Annotated in this window: 17 protein-coding genes; 10 read left to right on the forward strand and 7 right to left on the reverse strand. The window is 62.1% G+C overall.

The features are described from left to right. The first annotated feature begins 2 nt into the window (after positions 1–2). The 3 genes from POS17_RS05250 to POS17_RS05260 all read left to right on the forward strand — a co-directional run bounded on the left by POS17_RS05250 (position 3) and on the right by POS17_RS05260 (position 1,872). Positions 3–473, forward strand: coding sequence for a nuclear transport factor 2 family protein (locus POS17_RS05250; protein ID WP_060837655.1), 471 nt, complete (start codon positions 3–5; stop codon positions 471–473). Between the two features lie 54 nt (positions 474–527). Then, positions 528–848, forward strand: coding sequence for a GIY-YIG nuclease family protein (locus POS17_RS05255; RefSeq protein ID WP_060837656.1), 321 nt, complete (start codon positions 528–530; stop codon positions 846–848). Positions 849–936: 88 nt separating this feature from the next. Next, positions 937–1,872 carry a glutathione S-transferase family protein gene (locus tag POS17_RS05260; RefSeq protein WP_060837657.1) on the forward strand — a complete coding sequence of 312 codons (936 nt, stop codon included), beginning with the start codon at positions 937–939 and terminating at the stop codon, positions 1,870–1,872. Between the two features lie 105 nt (positions 1,873–1,977). Here POS17_RS05260 and POS17_RS05265 read toward each other — a convergent pair whose 3' ends face one another. Then, positions 1,978–2,331, reverse strand: coding sequence for a glutaredoxin family protein (locus POS17_RS05265; RefSeq protein ID WP_060837658.1), 354 nt, complete (start codon positions 2,329–2,331; stop codon positions 1,978–1,980). Beyond that, complete coding sequence (yejK, locus tag POS17_RS05270) at positions 2,331–3,335, reverse strand: nucleoid-associated protein YejK (protein ID WP_060837659.1); 1,005 nt, start codon at positions 3,333–3,335, stop codon at positions 2,331–2,333. The genes POS17_RS05265 and yejK overlap by 1 nt, the downstream gene beginning before the upstream one ends. A gap of 394 nt (positions 3,336–3,729) precedes the next feature. Between yejK and POS17_RS05275 the strand changes: the two genes are divergently transcribed. Next, positions 3,730–4,011: an HU family DNA-binding protein gene (locus tag POS17_RS05275; protein ID WP_003440137.1), complete on the forward strand. Its 282-nt coding sequence runs from the start codon at positions 3,730–3,732 to the stop codon at positions 4,009–4,011. A gap of 105 nt (positions 4,012–4,116) precedes the next feature. On the opposite strand, the gene rlmF is transcribed toward POS17_RS05275, so the two are convergent. The 5 genes from rlmF to POS17_RS05300 form a co-directional block, all read right to left on the reverse strand. After that, the gene (gene rlmF, locus POS17_RS05280; protein WP_060837660.1) at positions 4,117–5,139 is read right to left on the reverse strand and encodes a 23S rRNA (adenine(1618)-N(6))-methyltransferase RlmF; all 1,023 of its coding nucleotides are present in this window, start codon (positions 5,137–5,139) and stop codon (positions 4,117–4,119) included. Between the two features lie 171 nt (positions 5,140–5,310). Next, complete coding sequence (locus tag POS17_RS05285) at positions 5,311–8,157, reverse strand: valine--tRNA ligase (protein ID WP_060837661.1); 2,847 nt, start codon at positions 8,155–8,157, stop codon at positions 5,311–5,313. Between the two features lie 119 nt (positions 8,158–8,276). Then, positions 8,277–8,756 (reverse strand): hypothetical protein, encoded by a 480-nt coding sequence (locus tag POS17_RS05290; protein WP_060837662.1) that lies wholly within the window; start codon positions 8,754–8,756, stop codon positions 8,277–8,279. A gap of 7 nt (positions 8,757–8,763) precedes the next feature. Next, positions 8,764–9,192 carry a DNA polymerase III subunit chi gene (locus POS17_RS05295; RefSeq protein ID WP_060837663.1) on the reverse strand — a complete coding sequence of 143 codons (429 nt, stop codon included), beginning with the start codon at positions 9,190–9,192 and terminating at the stop codon, positions 8,764–8,766. 60 nt (positions 9,193–9,252) lie between these two features. Continuing rightward, positions 9,253–10,743 carry a leucyl aminopeptidase gene (locus POS17_RS05300; protein ID WP_060837664.1) on the reverse strand — a complete coding sequence of 497 codons (1,491 nt, stop codon included), beginning with the start codon at positions 10,741–10,743 and terminating at the stop codon, positions 9,253–9,255. A gap of 306 nt (positions 10,744–11,049) precedes the next feature. Between POS17_RS05300 and lptF the strand changes: the two genes are divergently transcribed. The 6 genes from lptF to era all read left to right on the forward strand — a co-directional run bounded on the left by lptF (position 11,050) and on the right by era (position 17,850). Next, positions 11,050–12,168 carry an LPS export ABC transporter permease LptF gene (lptF, locus tag POS17_RS05305; protein ID WP_060837665.1) on the forward strand — a complete coding sequence of 373 codons (1,119 nt, stop codon included), beginning with the start codon at positions 11,050–11,052 and terminating at the stop codon, positions 12,166–12,168. Beyond that, the gene (gene lptG / locus POS17_RS05310; RefSeq protein WP_060837666.1) at positions 12,161–13,222 is read left to right on the forward strand and encodes an LPS export ABC transporter permease LptG; all 1,062 of its coding nucleotides are present in this window, start codon (positions 12,161–12,163) and stop codon (positions 13,220–13,222) included. Before lptF ends, lptG begins: the two co-directional genes overlap by 8 nt. Before the next feature lie 168 nt (positions 13,223–13,390). After that, a complete protein-coding gene (lepA, locus tag POS17_RS05315; protein WP_060837667.1) occupies positions 13,391–15,190 on the forward strand; it encodes a translation elongation factor 4 in 1,800 nt (599 codons plus the stop codon). 5 nt (positions 15,191–15,195) lie between these two features. Further along, on the forward strand, positions 15,196–16,050 hold the full coding sequence (gene lepB, locus POS17_RS05320) for a signal peptidase I (RefSeq protein ID WP_060837668.1): 855 nt from the start codon (positions 15,196–15,198) through the stop codon (positions 16,048–16,050). A gap of 215 nt (positions 16,051–16,265) precedes the next feature. Beyond that, positions 16,266–16,955, forward strand: a complete 690-nt coding sequence (gene rnc / locus POS17_RS05325) for a ribonuclease III (protein ID WP_011059421.1) — start codon at positions 16,266–16,268, stop codon at positions 16,953–16,955. Beyond that, positions 16,948–17,850 carry a GTPase Era gene (era, locus tag POS17_RS05330; protein WP_019094760.1) on the forward strand — a complete coding sequence of 301 codons (903 nt, stop codon included), beginning with the start codon at positions 16,948–16,950 and terminating at the stop codon, positions 17,848–17,850. Before rnc ends, era begins: the two co-directional genes overlap by 8 nt. The last annotated feature ends 50 nt before the right edge of the window (positions 17,851–17,900 follow it).

Below are 17,900 nucleotides of genomic sequence, written 5' to 3' on the forward strand. Positions count from 1 at the left end.
CCATGAGTGATGCCCAGCGCGCCCTGATCACCGAGTTCTACCAGGCCTTCCAGCGGCTCGATGCCGAGGCCATGAGCGCCTGTTATACCGAGGATGTGCTGTTCAGCGATCCGGCCTTCGGTGAATTGCGCGGACGTGATGCCGGTGACATGTGGCGCATGCTCACGTCCCGGGCCAAGGACTTTTCCCTGACCTTCGATCAGGTGCGTGCCGATGGGAACACCGGCAGCGCGCATTGGGTGGCCACCTACCTGTTCAGCCAGACCGGCAACACCGTGGTCAATGACATTCAGGCGCGCTTCGTGTTTCGCGACGGCAAGATCTGCGAGCACCACGATCATTTCGACATGTGGCGTTGGGCGCGTCAGGCCCTCGGGGCCAAGGGCCTGTTGCTGGGCTGGACGCCGCTGCTCAAGAACGCCGTTCGCGCTCAGGCCCGCAAGGGCCTCAAGGCCTTCCAGGGCGGTCGCTGAAAGCCATCCTCTGTTAAGATCGCGGCTGGTTATCCACAGGCCCCGATTCTTTTTGTGAGCAGCCCTGATCCAACCCCCGCAATTGCCGCCGAGCGGCCTGCGCCTGCCAGCAAACCCTGGTTTGTGTACCTGGTGCGCGCGGCCAATGGCGCTCTCTACTGCGGCATCAGCGACGACCCGGTGAAGCGCTTTGCCAAGCACCAGAGTGGCAAGGGCGCGCGTTTCTTTCTCTCCAGCCCGGCGGTGGCCCTGGTCTACACCGAAGCCTGCCGAGACAAGAGCGAGGCCCTGCGCCAGGAGCGGCTGATCAAGAAACTCAGGAAGAGCGCCAAGGAGTGCCTGGTGGCCGCGGCCAGTGCAGCGGCATCAATCTGACTGATAGGTTCTCATCAGTTGGATCTGTAGGCCGTCCACGGATTGCGCGCTAAGCTTCAGCGCTCTCCCTCTTGTGGCGGACCCCAGCATGTCAGAGTTGATTCTCCACCATTACCCGACCTCTCCCTTCGCGGAAAAAGCCCGCTTGCTCCTGGGGTTCAAGGGCCTGTCCTGGCGCTCCGTGAAGATCTCCCCGGTCATGCCCAAACCCGACCTGACGGCCCTGACCGGCGGCTATCGCAAGACCCCGGTGTTGCAGATCGGGGCGGACATCTATTGCGACACGGCCTTGATCGCGCGCCGCCTGGAGCGGGAGAAAGCCTCGCCGGCGCTGTTCCCCGAAGGCCAGGAAATGATCAGCGCGACCTTCGCCGCCTGGGTCGACTCGGTGGTGTTCCAGCATGCGGTGACCCTGGTGTTCCAGCCCGAGTCGGCAGCCGTGCGCTTTGGCAAGCTGCCGCCGGAAGCGGTCAAGGCCTTCATGGCCGACCGCGCCGGGTTGTTCAGTGGCGGCAGCGCCAGCCGTCTGCCCCTGGACGTGGCCAAGCATCAATGGCCGACCATCATGGTGCGCCTGGAGCAGCAACTGCAGCGCGAGCCGGGGGACTTCCTGTTTGGCGAACCGTCGATTGCCGATATCGCCCTGGCGCACCCGCTGTGGTTCCTCAAGGGCACGCCGGTGACCGCACCGCTGGTGGACGAGTATCCGGCGGTATCCGCCTGGTTGGCGCGGGTGCTGGGCTTTGGTCATGGCTCCTTCACCGAGCTGAGTGCCGAAGAGGCCCTTGAGGTGTCGCGCAGCGCTACGCCGGCGCCGCTGCCGGATGAGCGGTTTGTCGATCCCAATGGCTTTGTGGCAGGGCAGCAGGTGGTGATTGCTGCGACCGACTATGGCGTCGATCCGGTGGCGGGCGAGTTGCTGTTTGCCGGCACTGAAGAGTTGATCCTGCGTCGCGAAGATTCGCGCGCCGGTGTGGTCCACGTGCACTTCCCGCGGTTGGGTTTCCGTATCCAGGCACAGTGATCCACACCTGTAGGCGCTGGCTTGCCAGCGAAGGCGTCCTCAAGATCGATGCTCGATCTACTGGCCCTTTCGCTGGCAAGCGGAGCGCCGCCCGGCCGGCTCCGACTAAGGTTTCAGCGCAGCCATGATCGCGTCGGGGTCGTAGGTACGGATCAGGCTGCCATTCACGTCCAGGATCGGAATCCCGGCACCGCCTAGGGCGGTATAGGCCTGACGCGCCTCGGCATCTTTCTCGATGTCGAACTCCCGGTAGGGAATGCCCTTCTGATCGAGAAAGCGCCGGGTGGCCTTGCAGTAGCCGCACCAGTCGGTGGCGTACAGCACCACCCGGGCCTGGCTGCGGATCGCTTCGCTGACCACCGCCGAAGGGTTGAACAGGCGCTCGATCTTGCCCCAGTGCTGGTAGATCACCACCACCAGCAGGATCAGCAAGAACTTCTTCAATACCCCCTGGAGCATCAGTTGCGGCGCTTGAGCTGGTCGGTCAGTTGGGTCGGCAGGCCCTTGATGATCAGGGTCCCGGCTTCTTCGTCGTACTCGATCTTCGAGCCCAGCAGGTGGGCTTCGAAGCTGATGGACAAGCCTTCGGCGCGGCCGGTGAAGCGGCGGAACTGGTTGAGGGTGCGTTTGTCCGCGGGAATCTCCGGCGACAGCCCGTAATCCTTGTTGCGGATGTGATCGTAGAAGGCCTTGGGGCGGTCTTCGTCGATCAGTTCCGAGAGCTCCTCCAGGCCCATGGGCTCGCCGAGCTTGGCCTGGCTGCTGGCGTAGTCCACCAGGGTCTTGGTCTTTTCCCGGGCCGACTCTTCCGGCAGATCCTCGCTTTCGACGAAGTCGCTGAAGGCCTTGAGCAGGGTGCGGGTTTCGCCCGGGCCGTCGACGCCTTCCTGGCAGCCGATGAAGTCGCGGAAGTACTCCGAGACCTTCTTGCCGTTCTTGCCCTTGATAAAGGAGATGTACTGCTTGGACTGCTTGTTGTTCTGCCACTCGGAGATGTTGATCCGCGCCGCCAGGTGCAGCTGGCCCAGGTCCAGGTGGCGGGACGGCGTCACGTCCAACTGGTCGGTCACGGCCACGCCTTCGCTGTGGTGCAGCAGGGCGATGGCCAGGTAGTCGGTCATGCCCTGTTGGTAATGAGCAAACAGCACGTGGCCGCCCACTGACAGGTTGGATTCCTCCATCAGCTTCTGCAGGTGTTCCACCGCCACCCGGCTGAACGCGGTGAAGTCCTGGCCGCCGTCCAGGTACTCCTTCAGCCAGCCGCTGAAGGGAAACGCGCCGGACTCGGGATGGAACAGTCCCCAGGCTTTGCCCTGTTTGGCGTTATAGCTTTCGTTGAGGTCGGCGAGCATGTTCTCGATGGCCGCGGACTCTGCCAGTTCGGAGTCTCGGGCATGAAGAACTGCGGGGCTGCCGTCGGGTTTTTTGTCGATCAGGTGGACGATGCAATGACGGATCGGCATGGGCTTCTCGGCTGATTGAAGGGGGAGGGCGGGCTCCCCGAAAAAGTGCCCAGTGTACCGCAGCCGAGGGTTCGGGCGCGGTTTGCCGGGCGATGAACGGCTCGTCGGTAACGCTTATGCATTTTTTTACCGATTTAGAGCAATAAAGCTGACCAAATGGCTAGGTAGAGGCGGATATTTCCCCGTCTGTGTGCTAGTTTTGCCCCGTCTTACGCGATGTCTCAGCGTTAAGCGTGCATTCAGCATTTGTCGGGTCGAACCAAACCCTGATTTCGGTATCTATAACCCCGATCTGTCGTGGTTGTAACCGGGGTGCCAGATTCACAAGATCTGGCTCGATGGCTGACACTGCACTCTGCAATCCAAATGAATTTGATAGGGAAGGAACACCACAATGGCTATTACTAAAGACCAACTGATCGCTGATATCGCTGAAGCTATCGACGCGCCGAAAACCACCGCGCGTAACGCTCTGGACCAACTGGCCCAGATCGTTGCTGATCAATTGGAAAATGGCGGCGAAATCACTCTGCCAGGTATCGGCAAGCTGAAAGTGACCGAGCGTCCTGCCCGTACTGGCCGTAACCCATCGACTGGCGCTGCCATCGAAATCGCTGCCAAGAAAGTTATCAAGCTGGTAGTGGCTAAAGGCCTGACCGACGCTGTTAACAAGTAAGACTTGCAGTGAAACCGTGCTCAGAAGTTCTCCGGGCACGGTTTGTGTGACACCGATTCACGCAAGGTGAATCGTCTTTGCCTCCCCCGCCTCTCAAGTTTTTCCTCAGTTCTTCCTGACCCAGCGTTCCTGACTCCAGGCCTGTTGCTGTGCCTTGTCCTTGAAGGTCCAGGCGACGAAGCGGCTCTGTTTCTGTCCCTGGGACATCTCCACCACCTGGCTTTCCAGGGCGCCGGCCTTTTTCAGTGCGCTTTCAATCGCCGGCAGGTTCGAAGCCTTTGACACCAGGGTGCTGAACCACAGCACTTGCTGGCCGACGTTTGCGCTCTCGCTGATCAACTGGCTGACGAAGCGGATCTCGCCACCTTCGCACCACAGCTCCCGGGCCTGCCCGCCAAAGTTCAGCACCGGCAGCTTGCGCTTGGGATCGGCCTTGCCCAGGGCTCGCCATTTGCGCTGGCTACCGCGGGTGGCTTCATCCAGGGAGGCGTGGAACGGCGGGTTGCACATGGTCAGGTCGAAACGCTCGGTGCTTTCCAGCAGGCCGTTGAGGATCTGCCTGGGATTGCCCTGCTGGCGCAGGCTGATGGCCTTGTTCAAGCCGTTGGTCTGGACGATGGCCTTGGCGGCGGCCAGGGCGGTGCTGTCGATGTCCGAACCGAGGAACTGCCAGCGGTAGTCGCTGTAGCCGATCAGCGGATAGATGCAGTTGGCGCCGACCCCGACGTCCAGCACCCGTACCGCCGCGCCACGCGGGATTTCACCCTGGTTGTGGCTGGCCAGCAGGTCGGCGAGGAAATGCACGTAGTCGGCGCGACCGGGCACGGGTGGGCACAGGAAGTCCGCCGGAATGTCCCAGTGGGCAATGCCGTAGAAGGCCTTGAGCAGGGCGCGGTTGAACACCCGCACGGCCGCCGGGTCGGCAAAATCGATGCTTTCCTTGCCGTAGGGATTGAGGATCACGAACTGCCCCAGCTCCGGGGTGCTCTTGATCAGTTGCGGGAAGTCGTAACGCCCCTGGTGACGATTGCGCGGATGCAGGCTGGCCTTTTCCCGGGGCGCGGCGGTTTTTGGGGCGGCGGGCTTGGGCTTTTTGCGCGCAGGCTTGGGTGTGCTGGGGGCGGTCATGGGGGATCGATTCGGGGCTGGTTCAAAGTGGCGGGCATTGTCACACAGGAGCAGCGGTAAGTTTCAAGCGGTGAGCGACAAGTGATGCCAGCCTCCGCGCCGCCCAAGACAAGGCGCATAAAAAAGGGAGGCCTGTATGGGCCTCCCTTTTTCACACTGCGCGAATATTCGTTACAGGCTGGAAATCCGTGCGTGCTGTTCCGCCAGCTTGCCCAGGGCCTGTTCGGCCTCGGCCAGTTTGGCGCGTTCCTTCTCGATCACTTCCGCCGGTGCCTTGTCGACGAAGGAAGCGTTGGACAGTTTGCCGCCCACGCGCTGCACTTCGCCCTGCAGACGCTGGATTTCCTTGTCCAGACGGGCCAGTTCCGCGCCCTTGTCGATCAGGCCGGCCATCGGCACCAGCACTTCCATCTCGCCCACCAGGGCGGTGGCGGACAGCGGTGCTTCATCGCCGGCGCCCAGTACGGTGATGGATTCGAGCTTGGCCAGCTTCTTCAGCAAGGCTTCGTTCTCGGTCAGGCGACGCTGGTCTTCGGCACCGGCGTTCTTCAGGAACAGGGCCAGGGGCTTGCCCGGACCGATGTTCATTTCCGCGCGAATGTTGCGAGTGCCGAGCATCAGGCCCTTGAGCCATTCGATGTCGTCTTCGGCGGCCTGGTCGATGCGGGCTTCGTTAGCCACCGGCCAGGGTTGCAGCATGATGGTCTTGCCGGTGCTACCGGCCAGCGGCGCCAGGCGCTGCCAGATCTCTTCGGTGATGAACGGCATGAACGGATGCGCCAGGCGCAGGGCCACTTCCAGTACCCGCACCAGGGTGCGACGGGTGCCGCGCTGGCGTTCAACCGGCGAGTTCTCGTCCCACAGCACCGGCTTGGACAGCTCCAGGTACCAGTCGCAGTACTGGTTCCAGATGAACTCGTACAGGGCCTGGGCGGCCAGGTCGAAACGGAACTGGTCGAGCTGGCGGGTGACTTCGGCTTCAGTGCGCTGCAGTTGCGAGATGATCCAGCGGTCCGCCAGGGACAGCTCGTAGGCCTCGCCGTTCTGGCCGCAGTCCTCGCCCTTGTCCAGCACGTAGCGCGCGGCGTTCCAGATCTTGTTGCAGAAGTTGCGGTAACCCTCGACGCGACCCATGTCGAACTTGATGTCGCGGCCGGTGGTGGCCAGGGAGCAGAAGGTGAAACGCAGGGCGTCGGTGCCATAGCTGGCGATGCCGTCGGCGAATTCGGCGCGGGTCTGCTTCTCAATGGCTTTCTGCAACTTGGGCTGCATCAGGCCGGTGGTGCGCTTTTGCACCAGGGTTTCGAGGTCGATGCCGTCGATGATGTCCAGCGGGTCGAGGACGTTGCCCTTGGACTTGGACATCTTCTGGCCCTGGCCGTCGCGGACCAGGCCGTGCACGTACACGGTCTTGAACGGAACCTGCGGCGTGCCGTCTTCGTTCTTCACCAGGTGCATGGTGAGCATGATCATCCGGGCGACCCAGAAGAAAATGATGTCAAAGCCGGTGACCAGCACGTCGGTCGGGTGGAAGGTCTTGAGGAACTCGGTCTGCTCCGGCCAGCCCAGGGTGGAGAAGGTCCACAGGCCCGAACTGAACCAGGTGTCGAGTACGTCGTTGTCCTGCTGCAGGGCAACGTCCGGACCTAGGTTGTGCTTGGCCCGCACTTCGGCTTCGTCGCGGCCGACATAGACCTTGCCGGACTCGTCGTACCAGGCCGGAATGCGATGGCCCCACCACAGCTGGCGGCTGATGCACCAGTCCTGAATGTCGCGCATCCAGGAGAAGTACATGTTTTCGTACTGCTTGGGCACGAAGGCGATGCGGCCGTCTTCCACGGCGGCGATGGCCGGCTCTGCCAGCGGCTTGGTGGAGACGTACCACTGGTCGGTGAGCCACGGCTCGATCACGGTGCCGGAGCGGTCGCCCTTCGGCACTTTCAGGGCGTGGTCGTCGACGCTGACCAGCAGGCCGGCGGCGTCGAAGGCGGCCACGATCTGCTTGCGCGCTTCGAAGCGGTCCAGGCCGACGTACTCGGCCGGGATCTTGCCGTCGACGGTTTCGTTGAGGCTGCCGTCCAGGTTGAACACCTGGCAGGCCGGCAACACGGCGGCGTTCTTGTCGAAGATGTTCAGCAGCGGCAGGTTGTGGCGCTTGCCGACTTCGTAGTCGTTGAAGTCGTGGGCCGGGGTGATCTTCACGCAGCCGGTGCCGAATTCAGGGTCGCAGTAGTCGTCGGCGATGATCGGGATGCGCCGGCCCACCAGGGGCAGTTCGACGAACTGGCCGATCAGGGCCTTGTAGCGCTCGTCTTCGGGGTTCACCGCGACGGCGGAGTCGCCGAGCATGGTTTCCGGACGGGTGGTGGCGACGATCAGGTAGTCGTTGCCTTCAGCGGTCTTGGCGCCGTCGGCCAGTGGGTACTTGAGGTTCCACAGGAAGCCTTTCTCGTCATGGTTTTCCACTTCCAGATCGGAAATCGCCGTGTGCAGCTTGGTGTCCCAGTTCACCAGGCGCTTGCCGCGGTAGATCAGGCCGTCTTCGTGCAGGCGCACGAAGGCTTCCTTGACCGCTTCCGAGAGACCGTCGTCCATGGTGAAGCGCTCGCGGCTCCAGTCCACGGAGGAACCCAGGCGGCGGATCTGGCGGCTGATGTTGCCCCCGGACTGATCCTTCCATTCCCAGACTTTTTCGAGGAACTTTTCCCGGCCCAGATCGTGACGATTCTGGCCCTGGGCTTCGATCTGGCGCTCCACCAGCATCTGGGTGGCGATACCGGCGTGGTCGGTGCCCGGCTGCCACAGGGTGTTGCGACCCTGCATGCGGCGGAAGCGGATCAGGGCGTCCATGATCGCGTTGTTGAAGCCGTGGCCCATGTGCAGGCTGCCGGTGACGTTCGGCGGCGGGATCATGATGGTGTAGGAGTCGCCCGCGCCTTGCGGGGCGAAGTAGTTCTCGGACTCCCAGGTCTGGTACCAGGAAGTTTCAATGGCGTGCGGCTGGTAGGTCTTATCCATGCGCGGCGGGACCCTATTGGCATTTATTCAGGAAAAGCCGGGAAGTATAGCGGAGGGCGGCAGCAGCAAGCCACAAGCGGCAAGCGACAAGATGGCCATGCCCGGCTTTTGCGTGTGGCTTATGGTTTGCCGCTGGTGGCTGCTGCGAGCAGGCGTTCCAGGCGGGCGTCGAGGCGACGCTTGATCTCGGTTTCGATGTGTGGGGCGAAGTCGTCGATCACGTCTTGCATGATCAATTGCGCGGCGGCGCGCAGCTCGGTGTCCAGATGCAGCAGGGCGTCGGCACTGTTGCTGGCGGCTGCGGGTTTGGCTGCCGGCGTTGGCGCGGGAGCCGGGGGCGCAGCAGGGGTTGGTGCTGGTGCTGCGACTTGAGCCGGGGTCGGCGCAGGTTGCGGTTTGGCTGGCACGGCAGGGGCGGTTTCGGTGGTAGTCGGTTGCTGGCTGCCCACCATGTCGAACAGCAGGGGGATTTGCACTTCACTGCTCACGGTTTCGGTCAGCAGCGGTGGTTGCAGGTTGTCATCACCGAGCAGTTGACGGATCGACTCGAGGTCGTCCAGCAGGTGCGCGGGTTTTTGCAGCGGGTTGGGAGTGTCCATCGGGTGCTCAGAGTCGCTGTAAACGGTGATCTTGCAGAGGATAGCCCTGTTCGCGATAGAAACGGAAACTCTCGCGGGCCGCCTGACGAATAGTCGGGTCTTCCACCACAACCTCGGCAATTCGGGCAAAGCGCGGGGCGAAGGCCGGTACTTTCAGGTCCAGGTTCACCAGCAGGTCGTTGTGTTCGCCGGGGTCCTGGCCCAGGCCGAGGACGATCAAGCCTTCGGGTTCGCTTTCCGCCGGGCCGTGGGGGACGAAGGTTTCGCCCTTGAAGCGCCACAGGCGGGCATCGAGTTCATCCCGTTGCGCGGCATCGCTGCAATGCAGGTAGATGCGGTGGCCCATGCGCCAGGCCTTGTCGGTGAGCTTGCAGGCAAAATCCAGGCGCGCCGCGGGGTCCGCGCTGGGAAGGATATAAAAGTCGACTTTGGTCATTGTGGTTCCTGAGCCGGAGAGGGCGCCGCCTTCAAGCGACACCCTCCGCGGTCATGGTTTTCAGGCTTTGGCGCGGTCCAGCAGGTATTGGGTCAGCAGGGGAACCGGACGGCCGGTGGCGCCCTTGTCCTTGCCGCCGCTGGTCCAGGCGGTGCCGGCGATGTCCAGGTGCGCCCAGTTCAGGTTCTTGGTGAAGCGCGAGAGGAAGCAGGCGGCGGTGATGGTGCCGGCCTTCGGTCCGCCGATGTTGGCAATGTCGGCGAACGGGCTGTCCAGCTGCTCCTGGTACTCGTCGAACAGCGGCAGTTGCCAGGCGCGGTCGTCGGCTTGCCGGCCGGCGCTGAGCAGCTGCTCGATCAGCTCGTCGTTGTTGCCCAGCAGGCCCGAAGTATGGGCGCCCAGGGCCACGATGCAGGCACCGGTGAGGGTGGCGATGTCGATCACGGCCTGAGGCTTGAAGCGTTCGGCGTAGGTCAGGGCGTCACACAGCACCAGGCGGCCTTCGGCGTCGGTGTTGAGGATTTCCACGGTCTGGCCGCTCATGGTGGTGACGATGTCGCCAGGACGGGAAGCGCCGCCGCTGGGCATGTTCTCGGCGCAGGCGAGGATGCACACCAGGTTGATCGGCAGCTTGAGCTCCAGCACCGCACGCAGGGTGCCGAACACGCTGGCGGCGCCGCCCATGTCGTATTTCATCTCATCCATGCCGGCGCCGGGCTTGAGGCTGATGCCGCCGGTGTCGAAGGTGATGCCCTTGCCCACCAGGGCGAATGGCTTCTCGGACTTCTTGCCGCCGTTGTACTGCATGACGATCAGGCGTGGCGGCTGGTCGCTGCCCTGGCCCACGGCATAGAACGAGCCCATGCCCAGTTCCTTGATCTTCTTCTCGTCGAGGACTTCGACTTTCAGGCCCTTGAACTCTTTACCCAGGGCCTTGGCCTGTTCGCCGAGGAAGGTCGGGTGGCAGACGTTCGGCGGCAGGTTGCCCAGGTCGCGAGTGAAGGCCATGCCCTTGGCGATGGCCTGGGCGTGGGTCACGCCACGCTGGACTTCCGCCTCGGCGGCCTTGATGGTCAGCAGGGTGATTTTCTTCAGGGCGCGAGGTTCGGCCTTCTGGCTCTTGTAGCGGTCGAAGACATAGCCACCGTCCACCAGGGTTTCGGCCAGCAGGCGGGTCTTGCCGTAGCTGTCGCGGCCCTTGACCACGACTTCGTCCAGAGCCAGCACGGCGTCACTGCCGCCCAGGCCCTTGAGCGTGCTCAGTACGCCACTGATGAGCTTACGGAACGGGCGGTCGCCCAGTTCGCCATCCTTGCCGGTGCCGACCAGCAGCACGCGTTCGGCCTTGAGCTTGGCCACGCCGTGCAGCAGCAGGCTCTGGCCGACCTTGCCGGCCAGGTCGCCGCGCTTGAGCACGGCGCTGATGGCGCCGCCGCTGAGTTCGTCGAGTTGCTTGGCGACGGTGCCGAGCTTGCGGTCTTCGCCGATGGCGACCACCAGGGTGGCGGTCTTCAACGTTTCCGGGCTAACGCTTTTTACAACCAGTTCCATGTCCGGGTCCCTGAATGAATGGTCTAAGAGCGCAGGAAAGACTCCGGCGCGGGGCTTATCTATATAGAAGAAGGCGTCGCGTGCTGGCGACGACAAAGCCGCCAGTTTGAACCTCGCCGGTCGCGGCTGACAACCCTCGTATCGGCCAAGTTCGCCGCTTTAGAGCGCCGGGAGAGCATCCTCCGTGACAGGCGCGCGCAATCACAGGATAATGCGCCATCTTTTTCGGCGGCTCTGCAATTTGGAGCCGGCTCGATACGTTTGCTTGTTCGGCCGCCTTAGCCTGACAACCCTGGAGTGTCTGGTTTGATCGTCTTTCGTTATCTATCCCGCGAAATCCTGCTGACCCTGAGTGCCGTGAGTGCGGTGCTGCTGGTCATCATCATGAGCGGGCGCTTCGTCAAGTTCCTCGCTCAAGCCGCCTCGGGTGCTCTGGATCCGGGCTCGCTGTTCCTGATCATGGGCTTTCGTCTGCCGGGCTTCCTGCAACTGATCCTGCCGCTGGGGCTGTTCCTCGGCATTCTTCTGGCTTATGGCCGGCTTTATCTCGAAAGCGAGATGACCGTGTTGTCCGCGACCGGCATGAGCCAGCAGCGCCTGCTGGGCATGACCATGGTTCCGGCGGCCCTGGTGGCGCTGGTGGTGGCGTGGCTGAGCCTGAGCCTGGCGCCGCAGGGAGCCAATCAGTTCCAGTTGCTGCTGAACAAGCAGGATGCCCTGACCGAGTTCGACACCCTGGTGGCCGGACGCTTTCAGGCGCTCAATGACGGCAGCCGGGTGACTTACACCGAGCAGTTGTCGGAAGACCGGACCAATCTTTCCGGGGTGTTCATCTCCGAAAAACGCCTGAATCAGGAAAAGAAGGACCAGGGCATCTCGGTGCTGGTGGCCGAGAAGGGCCATCAGGACATCCGGCCCGACGGCAATCGTTACCTGATCCTGGAGAACGGCTACCGCTATGACGGCAACCCGGGCGAGGCCAACTACCGGGTGATCAAGTACGACACCTACGGCGTGCTGCTGGAGCGTCCGGACGTCAGCGACGAAGTCACTGATCGCGACGCCATGCCGACCCGCGATCTGATCGGCAAGGACGACCTGCGGGCCCGCGCCGAACTGCAATGGCGCCTGTCCCTGCCGTTGCTGGTCTTCATCGTGACCCTGATGGCGGTGCCGCTGTCCCGGGTCAATCCGCGCCAGGGCCGCTTCCTCAAGCTGATCCCGGCCATTCTGCTGTACATGGCGTACCTGACCATCCTGATCGCGGTGCGCGGTGCCCTGGAGAAAGGCAAGATCTCGCCTGCCCTGGGGCTGTGGTGGGTTCACCTGCTGTTCCTGGCCATTGGCCTGGGCTTGATGTACTGGGAACCGATGCGGTTGAAAATGGCGAGTCGTCGCAGCGTGAAGGAGATGGCTCGTGGTTAAGCTCGATCGCTACATCGGTAGCAGTGTGTTCATGGCCATTCTTGCAGTCCTGGGGATCATCCTCGGGCTGGCCTCGCTGTTTGCCTTCATCGATGAGATGGGCAGCGTCAGCGATACCTACACCGTGATGGACGTGATGAGCTACGTCGTCCTCACCGCTCCGCGCCGGGTGTACGAGATGCTGCCGATGGCGGCTCTGATCGGCTGTCTGATCGGCCTGGGCTCTTTGGCCAGCAACAGTGAGCTGACCATCATGCGTGCCGCCGGTGTCTCCGTCGGTCGTATCGTCTGGGCGGTCATGAAGCCCATGCTGGTGCTGATGCTGGTGGGGGTGCTGGTGGGCGAGTACGTGGCGCCGGCCACCGAGACCCAGGCCCAGGCCAGTCGCGCCCTGGCACAGGGTTCCGGCGATGCCCAGAGTTCCAAGCATGGCCTGTGGCACCGTCAGGGCGAGGAGTTCATCCACATCAACGCCGTGCAACCCAATGGCTTGCTGTATGGCGTGACCCGCTACCACTTCGATGACAATCACCACATGCTGTCGTCGAGCTTCGCCCGCCAGGCGCGCTTCCACGAGAACTACTGGCAGTTGACGGATGTCACCACCACCTATTTCCGTGAAGGTCACACCGAAGTCATCAGCGCGCCCGACGAGCGCTGGGACGTGGCCCTGAGCCCGCAACTGCTGAGCACCGTGGTGATGGCGCCGGAGTCCCTGTCGATCACTGGCTTGTGGGGCTACATCCATTACCTGGCGGATCAGGGGCTGAACAACGGTCGCTACTGGCTGGCGTTCTGGGTCAAGGTCCTGCAGCCCCTGGTGACGGCGGCCCTGGTATTGATGGCGATTTCCTTCATCTTCGGCCCGCTGCGTTCGGTGACCCTCGGTCAGCGCGTGTTCACCGGCGTGCTGGTGGGGTTCACTTTCCGCATCGCCCAGGACCTGCTGGGGCCTTCGAGCCTGGTTTTTGGCTTCTCTCCGCTGTTTGCGGTGCTGGTGCCGGCAGGCATCTGCGCCATTGCAGGCTTCTGGCTGCTGCGCCGGGCCGGTTGATTTAGCGGTTCCGCCAGGTTTTAAGCGCAGCGCCCCGGTCTCTGGATCGGGGCGTTTTTGCATTTGACAAACGCTGACAGGCGAGCGTGACGCTCGTGCCGAGTATCAGGTACAATTCCCGGCTATTTTTCGGCGGGCCATGCCTGCAGCCTTTTTGAGTGTTCATCCGTGAGTGATTTGAGTCATATCCGCAATTTCTCCATCATCGCCCACATTGACCATGGCAAGTCGACTCTGGCCGATCGCTTCATCCAGATGTGCGGCGGCCTGGCCGAGCGCGAAATGGAAGCCCAGGTTCTGGACTCCATGGACCTTGAGCGTGAGCGCGGGATCACCATCAAGGCCCACAGCGTCACCCTCTATTACAAAGCCAAAGATGGCATTACCTACCAGCTGAACTTCATCGATACCCCGGGCCACGTGGACTTCACCTATGAAGTCAGTCGCTCCCTGGCGGCCTGTGAAGGTGCGCTGCTGGTGGTGGATGCCGGCCAGGGCGTTGAAGCCCAGTCGGTAGCCAACTGCTACACCGCCATCGAGCAGGGCCTGGAAGTGATGCCGGTGCTGAACAAGATCGACCTGCCACAGGCCGATCCGGAGCGGGTCAAGGAAGAGATCGAGAAGATCATCGGTATCGATGCCACCGACGCCGTGACCTGCAGCGCCAAGACCGGCCTGGGCGTGGACGAGGTGCTCGAGCGCCTGGTGACCACCATTCCGGCGCCGACCGGCAATATCGAAGACCCGCTGCAAGCGCTGATCATCGACTCCTGGTTCGACAACTACCTGGGCGTCGTGTCCCTGGTGCGTGTGCGTCACGGCCGGGTCAAGAAAGGCGACAAGATCCTGGTCAAGTCCACCGGCAAGATCCACCTGGTGGACAGCGTCGGTGTATTCAACCCGAAACACACCGCCACTGCCGACCTCAAGGCCGGTGAAGTGGGCTTCATCATCGCCGGCATCAAGGATATTCACGGGGCGCCGGTGGGTGACACCCTGACCTTGAGTTCGACCCCGGACGTGGAAGTGCTGCCAGGCTTCAAGCGCATCCAGCCCCAGGTCTATGCCGGCCTGTTCCCGGTCAGCTCCGATGACTTCGAGGATTTCCGCGAAGCGCTGCAGAAGCTCACCCTCAACGACTCGTCGCTGCAGTACACCCCGGAAAGCTCCGATGCCCTGGGCTTCGGCTTCCGTTGCGGGTTCCTCGGCATGCTGCACATGGAGATCATCCAGGAGCGCCTGGAGCGCGAATACGACCTGGACCTGATCACCACCGCGCCGACGGTGATCTTCGAGCTGCTGCTCAAGACCGGTGAAACCATCTATGTCGACAACCCGTCCAAGCTTCCGGACCTGTCGTCGATCGAAGACATGCGCGAGCCGATCGTGCGGGCCAATATCCTTGTGCCGCAAGAGCACCTGGGCAACGTCATAACCCTGTGCATCGAGAAACGCGGTGTGCAGCATGACATGCTGTTCCTGGGCAGCCAGGTCCAGGTGACCTACGATCTGCCGATGAACGAAGTGGTACTGGATTTCTTCGATCGCCTGAAGTCCACCAGCCGCGGCTACGCGTCGCTGGATTACCACTTCGATCGCTACCAGTCAGCTAATCTGGTCAAGCTGGATGTATTGATCAACGGCGACAAGGTCGATGCCCTGGCATTGATCGTGCACCGTGACAACGCCCACTACAAAGGGCGTGCGTTGACCGAGAAGATGAAAGATCTGATTCCTCGGCAGATGTTTGACGTGGCAATCCAGGCCGCCATCGGCGGGCAGATTGTGGCGCGGACAACCGTCAAGGCCCTCAGAAAGAACGTACTGGCCAAATGCTACGGCGGCGACGTCAGCCGTAAGCGCAAGCTGTTGGAAAAGCAGAAGGCCGGTAAGAAACGCATGAAGCAAGTGGGCAACGTGGAAATTCCACAAGAAGCCTTCCTTGCCGTGCTCAGGTTGGATAGTTAGGTCCTATGTCACTAAATTTCCCGCTGTTGCTGGTCATCGCTGTCTTCGTATGCGGTTTCTTGGCGTTGCTCGATCTGGTGTTTCTCGCACCGCGTCGACGCGCGGCCATCGCCAACTATCAGGGCAGCGTCAGCCAGCCGGATGGGCTGGTGGTCGAGAAGCTGAACAAGGAACCGCTGCTGGTTGAATACGGCAAGTCGTTCTTTCCGGTGTTGTTCATTGTCCTGGTGCTGCGTTCGTTCCTGGTGGAACCGTTCCAGATTCCGTCGGGCTCGATGAAACCGACCCTGGATGTCGGCGACTTCATCCTGGTGAACAAGTTCTCCTACGGGATTCGCTTGCCGGTGATCGACAAGAAAGTCATCGAGATCGGTGATCCACAACGCGGCGATGTGATGGTGTTCCGCTACCCAAGCGACCCCAACGTCAACTACATCAAGCGTGTAGTGGGCCTGCCGGGGGATGAAGTGCGCTACACCAGCGACAAGCATCTGTTCGTCAACGGCCAGCCGGTGGCGGAGCAGTTGGTCGGCGCTGAGCCCGGCACCCTGGGCAGCGCTGAGCTGTACAAGGAGAAACTCGGTGCCGCCGAGCACTTGATCCGCAAGGAAATGAGCCGCTATCGGGCCACTCCGGACGGTCGTTGGGTGGTACCCGCCGGGCACTACTTCATGATGGGCGACAACCGCGACAACTCCAACGACAGTCGCTACTGGGACGATCCGAGTATTCCCAAAGACCTGCTGGGCATGGTTCCCGACAAGAATATCGTCGGCAAGGCCTTCGCAGTCTGGATGAGCTGGCCCGAACCGAAACTCAGCCACCTGCCGAATTTCTCGCGGGTTGGCCTGATCAAGTAATCACACACGGCGCTGTTGAACACAGCGCCGAATGCTTTTCTGGCTCTTGTATAAAACGGCGCGCCTTCGGGTCATCCGTAACAGCCTTATCGCCAGAAGCATGCAGTCAACGATATTCAGGATGTGGATTTGAACACAGCGTTAATTGCCACCCGCACTTCGTGCGCGGCCCCTAGGATGGCGAGTTTCGGCAACGAAATCAGTGTGGGTAAACCGTGAGCGTTTCTTTGAGCCGTCTCGAGCGTCAGCTCGGCTATTCCTTCAAGGACCAGGAACTGATGCTCCTGGCCCTCACTCACCGCAGCTTTGCCGGGCGCAACAACGAGCGCCTGGAGTTTCTCGGTGACGCCATTCTCAACTTCGTGGCCGGCGAGGCGTTGTTCGAGCGCTTCCCCCAGGCCCGTGAAGGCCAGCTGTCGCGTTTGCGCGCGCGCCTGGTGAAAGGTGAAACACTGGCGGTACTGGCCCGCGGTTTCGACCTGGGCGAATACCTGCGCCTGGGTTCCGGCGAATTGAAGAGCGGCGGTTTCCGTCGTGAATCGATCCTGGCCGATGCCCTGGAAGCCCTGATTGGTGCGATCTACCTGGACGCCGGCATGGAAACCGCCCGCGACCGCGTACTGTCCTGGCTGGCCTCGGAGTTCGAGAGCCTGACCCTGGTGGACACCAACAAGGACCCCAAGACCCGGCTGCAGGAGTTCCTCCAGTCCCGTGCCTGCGAACTGCCGCGCTACGAAGTGGTGGATATCCAGGGCGAGCCGCACTGCCGGACATTCTTCGTTGAATGTGAAGTCACCTTATTGAATGAAAAAAGCCGAGGTCAGGGTGTGAGCCGTCGTATTGCCGAACAGGTAGCGGCCGCTGCAGCACTGATTGCCCTGGGCGTGGAGAATGGCCATGACTGATTCAACCGCAACACGCTGTGGCTATGTCGCCATCGTCGGCCGCCCCAACGTGGGCAAGTCGACGCTGCTCAACCACATCCTCGGCCAGAAGCTGGCGATCACCTCGCGCAAGCCCCAGACCACTCGTCACAACATGCTCGGGATCAAGACCGAAGGCGCCATCCAGGCGATCTACGTCGACACCCCCGGCATGCACAAGAGCAACGAGAAGGCGCTGAACCGCTACATGAACAAGACCGCTTCGGCGGCCTTGAAAGACGTCGACGTGGTGATCTTCGTGGTCGACCGCACCAAGTGGACCGACGAGGACCAACTGGTCCTTGAGCGCGTGCAGTACGTGCAGGGGCCGGTGATCCTGGCGATCAACAAGACCGACCGCATCGAGGACAAGGCCGAGCTGATGCCGCACCTGACCTGGCTGCAGGAGCAACTGCCGAATGCCGAGATCGTGCCGGTCTCCGCCCAGCAGGGGCATAACCTCGAAGCCCTGGAAGGCTTGATCGCCAAGCACCTGCCGGAGAACGACCACTTCTTCCCGGAAGACCAGATCACCGACCGCAGCAGCCGCTTCCTCGCCGCCGAACTGGTGCGCGAGAAGATCATGCGCCAGCTGGGTGCCGAGCTGCCGTACCAGATCACCGTGGAAATCGAAGAGTTCAAGCAGCAGGGCAAGACCCTGCATATCCACGCCTTGATCCTTGTCGAACGCGATGGGCAGAAGAAAATCATCATTGGCGACAAGGGTGAGCGGATCAAGCGCATCGGCATGGAAGCGCGCAAGGACATGGAGCTGCTGTTCGACTCCAAGGTCATGCTCAACCTCTGGGTCAAGGTCAAGGGTGGCTGGTCCGATGACGAGCGCGCCTTGCGTTCCCTGGGCTACGGCGACCTCTGAGACCTTTCGCCGACCAGCCGGCTCCAACAACACCCTGTAGGAGCCGGCTG

It is taken from the genome of Pseudomonas sp. Os17, assembly GCF_001547895.1.
Classification (GTDB): domain Bacteria; phylum Pseudomonadota; class Gammaproteobacteria; order Pseudomonadales; family Pseudomonadaceae; genus Aquipseudomonas.

Bases quoted from the DNA above. Each gene is read 5' to 3' on its own strand.
- POS17_RS05295 (WP_060837663.1), bottom strand. From the start codon at position 9,192: ATGACCAAAGTCGACTTTTATATCCTTCCCAGCGCGGACCCCGCGGCG.
- era (WP_019094760.1), top strand. From the start codon at position 16,948: ATGACTGATTCAACCGCAACACGCTGTGGCTATGTCGCCATCGTCGGC.
- lepB (WP_060837668.1), top strand. From the start codon at position 15,196: ATGTCACTAAATTTCCCGCTGTTGCTGGTCATCGCTGTCTTCGTATGC.
- POS17_RS05265 (WP_060837658.1), bottom strand. From the start codon at position 2,331: ATGCTCCAGGGGGTATTGAAGAAGTTCTTGCTGATCCTGCTGGTGGTG.
- rlmF (WP_060837660.1), bottom strand. From the start codon at position 5,139: ATGACCGCCCCCAGCACACCCAAGCCTGCGCGCAAAAAGCCCAAGCCC.
- POS17_RS05250 (WP_060837655.1), top strand. From the start codon at position 3: ATGAGTGATGCCCAGCGCGCCCTGATCACCGAGTTCTACCAGGCCTTC.
- POS17_RS05290 (WP_060837662.1), bottom strand. From the start codon at position 8,756: ATGGACACTCCCAACCCGCTGCAAAAACCCGCGCACCTGCTGGACGAC.
- yejK (WP_060837659.1), bottom strand. From the start codon at position 3,335: ATGCCGATCCGTCATTGCATCGTCCACCTGATCGACAAAAAACCCGAC.
- POS17_RS05260 (WP_060837657.1), top strand. From the start codon at position 937: ATGTCAGAGTTGATTCTCCACCATTACCCGACCTCTCCCTTCGCGGAA.
- POS17_RS05300 (WP_060837664.1), bottom strand. From the start codon at position 10,743: ATGGAACTGGTTGTAAAAAGCGTTAGCCCGGAAACGTTGAAGACCGCC.
- POS17_RS05275 (WP_003440137.1), top strand. From the start codon at position 3,730: ATGGCTATTACTAAAGACCAACTGATCGCTGATATCGCTGAAGCTATC.
- POS17_RS05285 (WP_060837661.1), bottom strand. From the start codon at position 8,157: ATGGATAAGACCTACCAGCCGCACGCCATTGAAACTTCCTGGTACCAG.